General features: G+C 39.1%; 8 protein-coding genes and 1 pseudogene. 3 read left to right on the top strand and 6 right to left on the bottom strand.

Translation table 11 applies throughout. The features are described 5' to 3' along the window. The 3 genes from N4G44_RS05625 to N4G44_RS05615 all read left to right on the top strand — a co-directional run. The coding region (locus tag N4G44_RS05625; RefSeq protein WP_474925089.1) for a helix-turn-helix transcriptional regulator at positions 1 to 487 on the top strand (487 nt) is incomplete at its 5' end. 276 nt (positions 488 to 763) lie between these two features. Continuing rightward, a complete protein-coding gene (locus N4G44_RS05620) occupies positions 764 to 2,143 on the top strand; it encodes a MauE/DoxX family redox-associated membrane protein (RefSeq protein ID WP_474925088.1) in 1,380 nt (459 codons plus the stop codon). A 37-nt stretch (positions 2,144 to 2,180) separates the two neighbouring features. After that, positions 2,181 to 2,438, top strand: coding sequence for a DUF6520 family protein (locus N4G44_RS05615; RefSeq protein ID WP_474925086.1), 258 nt, complete (start codon positions 2,181 to 2,183; stop codon positions 2,436 to 2,438). Between the two features lie 33 nt (positions 2,439 to 2,471). On the opposite strand, the gene N4G44_RS05610 is transcribed toward N4G44_RS05615, so the two are convergent. The 6 genes and pseudogenes from N4G44_RS05610 to N4G44_RS05585 all read right to left on the bottom strand — a co-directional run. Beyond that, positions 2,472 to 3,896: an alpha/beta hydrolase family protein gene (locus N4G44_RS05610; protein WP_474925085.1), complete on the bottom strand. Its 1,425-nt coding sequence runs from the start codon at positions 3,894 to 3,896 to the stop codon at positions 2,472 to 2,474. Between the two features lie 5 nt (positions 3,897 to 3,901). After that, positions 3,902 to 4,975: a hypothetical protein gene (locus N4G44_RS05605; RefSeq protein WP_474925081.1), complete on the bottom strand. Its 1,074-nt coding sequence runs from the start codon at positions 4,973 to 4,975 to the stop codon at positions 3,902 to 3,904. Between the two features lie 2 nt (positions 4,976 to 4,977). After that, entirely contained in the window at positions 4,978 to 5,910 is a 933-nt protein-coding gene (locus tag N4G44_RS05600; RefSeq protein ID WP_474925079.1) for a RagB/SusD family nutrient uptake outer membrane protein, read from the bottom strand. A 16-nt stretch (positions 5,911 to 5,926) separates the two neighbouring features. Next, positions 5,927 to 6,322 carry a hypothetical protein gene (locus N4G44_RS05595; RefSeq protein WP_474925078.1) on the bottom strand — a complete coding sequence of 132 codons (396 nt, stop codon included), beginning with the start codon at positions 6,320 to 6,322 and terminating at the stop codon, positions 5,927 to 5,929. A 41-nt stretch (positions 6,323 to 6,363) separates the two neighbouring features. After that, complete coding sequence (locus N4G44_RS05590) at positions 6,364 to 8,304, bottom strand: SusC/RagA family TonB-linked outer membrane protein (RefSeq protein ID WP_474925077.1); 1,941 nt, start codon at positions 8,302 to 8,304, stop codon at positions 6,364 to 6,366. Between the two features lie 2 nt (positions 8,305 to 8,306). Continuing rightward, positions 8,307 to 8,643, bottom strand: a pseudogene (locus tag N4G44_RS05585) (SusC/RagA family TonB-linked outer membrane protein); the annotation flags it as partial.

Below are 8,643 nucleotides of genomic sequence, written 5' to 3'. Positions count from 1 at the left end.
ATATTTTCCATTCAACCTGTCTTCAGGAAAGAAAATTGTACCTGTACATGAACAACTTTTTGGTACGAATCAACTCATTATCATCTCCGGAATCTGCATCATTGATTATCGGAGCATCGCGAGCCTTATCAATCACCTGGAAATTCCGTCGGTACTTATAAGCGACAATACCATAGTACCTGAATACCTGAATAAAATGCTTGAAGCAGGTCTTCTTACCAAGTTATCACTTAGGAAGATTATCCCAACATTTAATAAAAATTACAATCAACTCCAAAATGATAGTAAAAGGTATTTAGGTACAACATTTTACGATTACTATCTGAAAAATAAAATATTAGATATCGCTGAAGATCTTATATTTTCTAATATGAGTATAAAAGAAATCGCGTTTAATAATGGATTTTTTCATTACAGGATCATGCACAGATTACTAAAAGACCATCATATTTCTATAAAGATGATTCCACGTGTTTCAAAAAATTAGCCCTAATAAAACGGTTTCCGCGACTATTTATGATATAATCGCTACTATTTGCGATAAAAAAGATACTATTTAGGATGTTTTTGTTACTATTTGCCATCTTTTTTACGGCCAATAGCTAGAGCTTTACGATCAGATCAAACAAGCCCTGCGATGAAAAAAGCCTCCTTAATACCAACACTGATCAGTTACTTTTTTGTACTGCTGTTTTTTTACGCTTCCATCAGTAAATTAATGGAATTTGAAAACTTCCAGGTTCAGCTGGCACAATAATCTCCATTGTTAAGTGCCTATGCGGATATTGTATCCTATCTGGTCATTACCATCGAAATAATCACCGTAGTACTTTTATCTATTGATCGAACCAGACTTTTAGGTTTATACCTGTCGCTTAGCCTTATGGCCGGATTTACAATGTACATTTTCCTTATCCTCAATTATAGCGATTTTGTACCGTGTTCCTGCGGTGGTATTCTCGAAAAATTGGGATGGACGGAGCACCTGGTTTTTAATATAGCCTGTGTTGCTTTGGCAGAACTAGCGATTTTGTTTGTGGCCAGAAAAAACAATAGTCACCTTTTACAACTCACACTAAGATCAATATTGGTGGTAGCATCAAGCTGTTCTATTGTACCCGTTCTATTTTTAAGTTCTGAGCATATCATTAAAAAGGAAAACAACTTTACAAGAAGATTTTTACTTAATCCCGTCATTGAAGATAAAACACTGGACTTGGGACTTAATTCCTATTACTTTGCCGGAGCTGACGATAGCATTATTTACCTGGGTAACATTACAGCTCCATTACTTTTAACAAAGGTGGATACAGCGCTAGACAAAATATCATCAATAAGAATAAGACCCGACCGAACCAATTATCAATTCCGCAACCTTCAGTTATTAGTTAAAGCTCCGTTCTACTATTTATACGACGGTAGTGTTTCGGTAATTTACAAAGGTGATGTCAGCGATTCAACGGCTCACACTATAACTTATAGGGACGCCTATTTTACTCAAATGGCGGTAGTAGATACTTCAAAATTTATCCTTCGTACTCAAAGTCGCGTCGATCTGCAATATACACTGGCTTTATTAACCTTAAACGATACTCCTAAAATCAAGCTTAAACCAGGTATTCTTAAAAAACAGATTGATGGTGTATTCGATGTGGGAGGAAGGTTGATTGCCAGTCCAATTGATTCGGAATTTATCTATACTTACACTTACCGCAACCAGTTTATTGTTATGAATAAGGATCTTAGCATCATAAGAAAATTCAATACTATTGATACCACCCGACTGGCGCAGATTGCTACAAAAAAAATGTCTGACGGAACGCATAAAATGACAGCACCGCCTTTAAAAGTGAATGTAAACAGCACCGCCAACTATAAGCTCCTTTTTAATCAGTCCAATCTAATGGGTAAAAATGAGCACCGGAATGCCTGGGAAAATGCTTCTGTTATTGACGTCTATCGTACTGATCGAAAGGAATATATCGGAAGCTTTTATATTAATCACAAAAGAGATCAAAAAATGTCGCAGATGTTACTGTCAGGAAATCACCTATATGTTCTGATAGGCAAAGAACTAATTAAATATCGATTCAGAGAATCGATTTCGAAATACTTTAAAGCAGGGGAAACCGAAAGCCTGTAAAAACGAGTAGGAAAATTTTAAATCTAAATCAATTAAGATGAAAAAAATGTTCATCCCAATTGCTGTTGCTTTACTCGCAACAGGAGCAGCTTTTACAACAAAGGCTGCAAAAAGTAACAAGGCCGCTATTGTTGACGGCTATCGCATTGATGGCACCGGGCACTGTGTTAATACGGAGCAGCAGTGCAGTACCAGTGGATTTGATGAATGTACCTGGTCTGAGGACGATGAGGTTCTTTTAAAAGACGAACCCATCAGTCCTACTTCCTGTGGCAACCAGTTGTACAAATTCTAGTGCCATACTTTTTATCACAAAAGAGGGGATGCTTTAATTAGCATCCCCTTTCATTTGTTGGTTGATCCAAGGCACCTCTTTTTTATCTTTCAAAAAATAATCCCACCATTGTAAAGTTCTTGCATAAATATCTTTTTGCTCTTTTGTACCGGGACCAAGCGCATGTCCTCCATCCGGGTAAAACAAAGCGATTACTGCTTTTTTATTTCTCCGAAGGCCGATGTAAAACTCCATTACCTGGTCCCAAACAATATTTTCATCTTTCTTTCCCGCCCATAGCAGCATAGGCGCATTTACCCTGTCTACATTATAAATAGGATTATTCTTAAAATACAATTCTTTGTTTCCAGAAAAAGGTGTGTTCATTTCATATTGCCCATTTTCATATTGCCAGTAAAAAGGACTGTTGAAATTATAATTATACGAAAAGTAGGAACGAACGATATCACTGTTACCTGCTCCTGATAAATAAGCAGTGAAACGATCTGACTGGGTAGCAATAAAATTCGTTTCATAGCCTCCGTGCGAATGTCCTGTTAACCCGATCCGGTTTTTGTCAATATTGATATTGTCTGAAATTGCATCCAAAGCTTTGTTCACACAGTCTAAAGCAGAAAGTCCGGTACCTGATTGGTTAAAAATAATATCTGGCAAATACACAAAATATCCTCTTTCAACCAAAGACCGCAAATCAAAAGCAACAGAATTGTTATAGCCTGGCGAGTGATACTCGTTTGATGTATCACTTTGAACCTGATAGATACGCACCACCATTGGGTATTTTCTATCGGGCTTTAAGTTCGCCGGATAATACAGCAATCCTTTTAATGGTTGACCGTCCATATTTTTATAATTAATGATCTGCTGTTTTAAGGTTAGGGCTATTTTATCTTTTGTGTTTCCAGCATGAAGAACTATCTGGTCCGCTTTTTTGCCCTCCGTATAAAAAAGGCGGGTAGGTACATTGTAATTTTCTTCAATAACACAGAACCGCTTATAATCGGTATCGGTAGCCAGCTCTTTCACTTTGTTAGGCCCCGCAGCAATGATCAGTGGTTTGCGTTCTTTTTCCCAGGCAATTATTGAGGTTTGATGGTCAGTATTACTAATACCTTCCACAAGGACAGGTTTGCCTGCATTTACAGCATTAATAAAAAAATTGAACTGACTACTATCCTTAATCTTATCACTATTCAAAATCCGGGTTGAACTGCCTTGCGCAATATTCAGGGGAATCAACTTCCTTTCTTTTAGATGATACAACCAGAGATCGTCACTGCTTTCAAATAGAATCTGCTCATCGTCACTGCTGAACACCGGAGTTCTTAAATCAACATGGTCAATTACATTCCTGGTCCTGTTTTCCAAATCTACAAGCGTCCACTTTTTACCATCAGTACTAAAAAGTATGTGCCTGCCGTCAGGCGAACAGATCACTTCAGCAGAGCCATAATACATCCCTGCTAAATCTGCCAGCTCATTAAACTGTTTTTTTTTAACATCATAAAGATAAGCGGTGAACCGGGAAGCCAGGTAATGTAATTATTACCTTTATCCGGGTTGAACGCCAGTAAATAGCGATCATTATTTACTGAGGCTATATGTGAAAACTTATCATTGGGCAAAATGGTTACTTTACCTGTCTCAGCATTCCAAAGCCAGTAATCTGATTTTTGTTCCCCATACTTTTTCCTTTTCAGATTACCATCATTACCATACCAGATGTCCACAAGCGGCTGGTCCTCCGGCATGATCCGTTGCCGGTAATTTAACAGGTAGGCCCTGCCTGCCTGAATCTCTGAAATCGCCAGTTCTCCCTGCCCTGAAATACCACTGTTCAAATGGATGACCTTTTTATTTTGTGCATAAATAATGGCAACTTTTAGTTCATCAGTCCCCCTTTGCATTTCGCAAACAAACAAGTGTTTCGCTGACCGGGGCAGGATTAACTTCTCGACACTGTTTGTAGTACTATATATCTTAGTTATCGTTTTACCCGACAGTTCTAATAGGTCGGTATGATCACTATAAGTTTGGGTAACATAAAGTCTTTTACTATCTGATGAAACCAGCTGATCTCTTACACCGGTAATCTGATGTTGCATTGTGCCATCAGTAGCATAAATACTTAGCACAGCATCGAGGCCAAGGACTGCATACTGCCCTGATCCAATAAGAGGAATGACTGTTTTTATCCTTTCATGATAAAAGCATTTTCCGGTTTTCAGATTCCTGAATACTGCCTTATTTTTTCCAACAACCAACATGCCGTTATCTTTAAAAAAGGTCACCTTTCCACCGGTACTAATTTGAGCTGCTATAATCTTTGAATTTTGTGTGGCCATTACTACAATAGTGTCCTGGTTATAATCGTACTTTTTCTTTACTGCGGCCCATCTGCCGTCCGGCGACATTTCAAGGTTAGAGAGCTTATAGAACCCGGACATCCACGTTTGAATGGTATCACCCGTGCTTTGAGCGAAACTAATTTCTAATGACGAAAACAACAGGCAGAGCATTAATAGTTGCCTTTTCATAATCAATACCCGGTGTTTTGTGGATTCATATTTGAATTGAGCAGCAACTCGGCTTGAGGCAAAGGCCACAACCTGTGAAAGTCCTTCCAATTAGGCTTCACGGCAGTAAGATTATTTAGGCGGTCATGTCTTTTTAAATCTAAAAAGCGGTGGCCCATTTCAGTAAAAAATTCCTTACGGTTTTCCAGCAGTATTTCATTCAGTAGGGTTGATTGCGAGACAGGATTTGTAATTGGCGCAAGGCCCGCTCTCTGGCGGGTAGCATTCATGTAAGGCAATGCTTCCATTAACTTATTCTGACGGGTAAGTGCCTCCGCCAGTAATAAATACACCTCCTCAATACGCATCACTATGGAATACTCTGTTGCGTTATTGGTACGGGCTTTATATTTGTCAGCCCTATACCATGTATTACCGTTAAAAGTTACTGTACTAGTCCAATTTTGTTTTCTAAGATCACCAGTAGTAAAGACATTAACAAGGTCCTGTGTCAAAGCATAACTACTGGGTGCTGCATTAACAAAGTAGTATGTTTGAACTTCTTTGGTAGGATCACCTGCATTCTTTGGCTTTAACTGCCAAAGAATGTGCGTACCACTTTTATTGAACACCTTAGAAATATCATTTTGAAAAGGATACAGCGAACTTTGCACAACTTCTTTCAAAAGTGGCTCAGCATCACTGTATTTGCTTTGAAGCATATACACTTTGGCAAGCATCAGCTGAGCCACCTTCCGGTTAGGGAAAATCCGCTCTGTATTGCGGTATTCGTCCTTAAGCATGGATATAGCTACATTCAGATCACTTTCCAAATTAGATAATACAACATTTGATGAAGTTTTATTAAGAGATTGATTGACCTGGTAATTTGTGGTTATTGGATATGGGATATCTCCATATACCTGTTGCAGATAAAAAAATAATACGGATCTCACTAATAGGGCTTCAGCTTTAATCCTTTTTTTCAGCCTCGGGTAATGACTGTGAACCCTCGACCCCTTCTATAATGGAGTTGGCTATGTAAATACTTTCATAAGCAGAAGACCAGAAACCAAATACTTCTGTATTGGTATCAATCTGTTGATTTTTGTAAATTCCATATACTCCGTTAGCTACAGTAATAGCATAGCAATCCAGATCATCTGTGTAAATGCCCAAAAGCTTGCCGGACTGATCACCAGCTATGGGTGCGCTGCTCCATAATTTTGCATACAGACCGGCCAAAGCTGCCTCGGCAGTTTGTACATCCTCAAACACCTGATCGGCGCTCATTTGGTTATTGGGTATCTCTACTTCAATAAGCTTCTCACAGGAAGTAAACATAATGGATACTATAAACAGTATCACGCAACGATATATTAATTTAGTTGGTTTCATAGGTAACAGATTTATAAATTAAACTGAGCGCCAAAGGCAAAAGTTCTTAAAGGAGGCAGAAAGCCAAGCCCTACAAATTCCGGATCAACACCAAAATATTTTGTCCAGGTAATCAGGTTTTGTCCCTGAAAATAAATTTTCACATCCTTGAAAATGCTGTTATGTAAAGCAATGTGATAACCCAACTGAACATTTTTGAGCCTTATAAAAGACGCGTCTGATATGGCTGCATCACTATTCTGAAATAAGGTATGTAATGTGTTGACACCTGATTTATAGGGCATATAAACACCATCGGGATTTTGCGGGGACCAGACATTTAAAACAGCAGTCGGCATATTGTTCATACTGCCAGGATTAGCCATAATATTATTAAAATTCCGGCTCCGTTGTTTTACAAACTGTAATAAGATGGATAAATCCCAGTTCTTATAGCGCAATGTATTATTCCAGCCACCGAAGAATTTCACACCGATATTCTCAATCACTTTATTATCATAAGGAGAAGAGATTTTGCCATCACCGTTATAGTCAGTAAATTGGTATTGTCCTGTCTGCGGATTGATGCCTTCCAGATGGTATACTTTGATAATAGATGTAGGCTGGCCAACTACATATTGATTGGCATAGGTGGAGCCTTCCAGTCCGGGAAAAGAAAGCAATTTATTTTCCGGGAAACTGATGTTAAAGCTACTTTCCCATTTAAATTGTTCAGTTGTCAGGGGACGGGCGCTCAATTCAAATTCCCAGCCTGTATTTTGCACAGTGGCATTAAGGTTCGCCAGTACCGAACTAAATCCTGTAATCGCAGGAAGCTGATAGCCTACCAGCTGACTTGAGGTCCGGTTTTGATACCATGCAGCAGTCAGGTTCAGCTTATTTTTGAAAAAGCCCAGTTCTAATGCCGCTTCCAACTTACGGGTCTTTTCCCAACTATAATCAGGATTATAAAGGCGGGAAGGAAGCAACCCCGGAACACCATTATAAATAAATGAAGAAACGGTATAGGTGTCCAGGTATTGATTGTCTCCAATATTATCACTTCCCGCCAATCCGTAGCTGCCCCTTAACTTGCCAAAACTCAGCCACTTTGTATTCCTTTTTATAAAGTCCTCATTTGAAAAGATCCAAGCAGCCCCTACAGCCCCAAAATTGGCAAACTTTTTATTAGGCCCAAACCGACTACTGCCATCCCTTCTGCCAGTCACATTCAAAATATACCTGTTTTTAAACTGGTAGTTGATCCTGCCAAAAATTGCTGCATATCGATATTCCGTCTCAATCTGATCGGAGACGATCTTAGTTTGTGCGGCTCCAATATTTTCAATAAAAGCATTGCTCTGGAACCCCAATCCCGTCATTGAACCTTGTTTATTAACATCTTTTTGAAAGGTCGCTCCTGCAAGTATACTGAGTTCGTGGCCCTCTTTTTTAAACACCCAATCTACCTGTGGTTCAATTAAAAATGAAAATCTATCCTGATTGTTTTTCTGCGAAAGTGAAGATGCGCTGGACTGTCCATTGGTCGATGATGGATTGTACATGGTATTAGGTTGAAGCGCTATTTCTTCGAATGCCTGGTAGTTAATCCCTCCGCTTAGTTTAATCCTGAAATTACGCAACAACGCATAACTTAGATTGATATCAGTTAGAAACTGTTTATTCTCATTAATGTAGGTGCTGTTATATGCTGCGGCAGGATTATTGAATGTATTACCCGCCCAGTTGATATTTCCGGCACTATCATACAATGCAGGTGCATTAGGAGCCAGCATAAAGGAGGTTCGGGTAGCATCTGATCTGGCCATATCACTATTCTGCATGGAAAATAAATTGGAAACGCTTAGCTGAAAACGTTTGTCACTAGATTGATGGGAAACATTACCGGAAATCGTGTTACTCGTATATTTAAAATCTTTTCCGAAAACAGTTGTCTGCTCATTATGCCCCAAGCTTAACAGGAATGTTGTTTGTTCGCTTCCCCGCTTAAAGAAAGCTGGTTATTAGACTGTGTAGCCGTATGACCGATCAAAGCTTTTCTCCAGTCCGTATAACGATCGGGTTCCCAGGTACCGTTAATATCATAAGCAGTGGCCGGATAATTTGAGATGCCATCGTTACTAAATGCCTGTCTTCTCATATCCAGGTACTGATCCGTATCCATCATCTTTAAATTGGTTACAGCTCTGCTCAGTCCATAGGTAGTATTAAACGTAAGCCCGATCCTTCCGTGCCGGCCCTTTTTAGTTGTAATAAGAATGACCCCATTAGCCCCCCGTGAACCATAGATA

The sequence above is a fragment of the Chryseobacterium sp. GTID13 genome, assembly GCF_056172655.1.
Note: the sequence above shows the minus strand (reverse complement) of the source record. Positions and strands in the feature narration are given on the sequence as shown.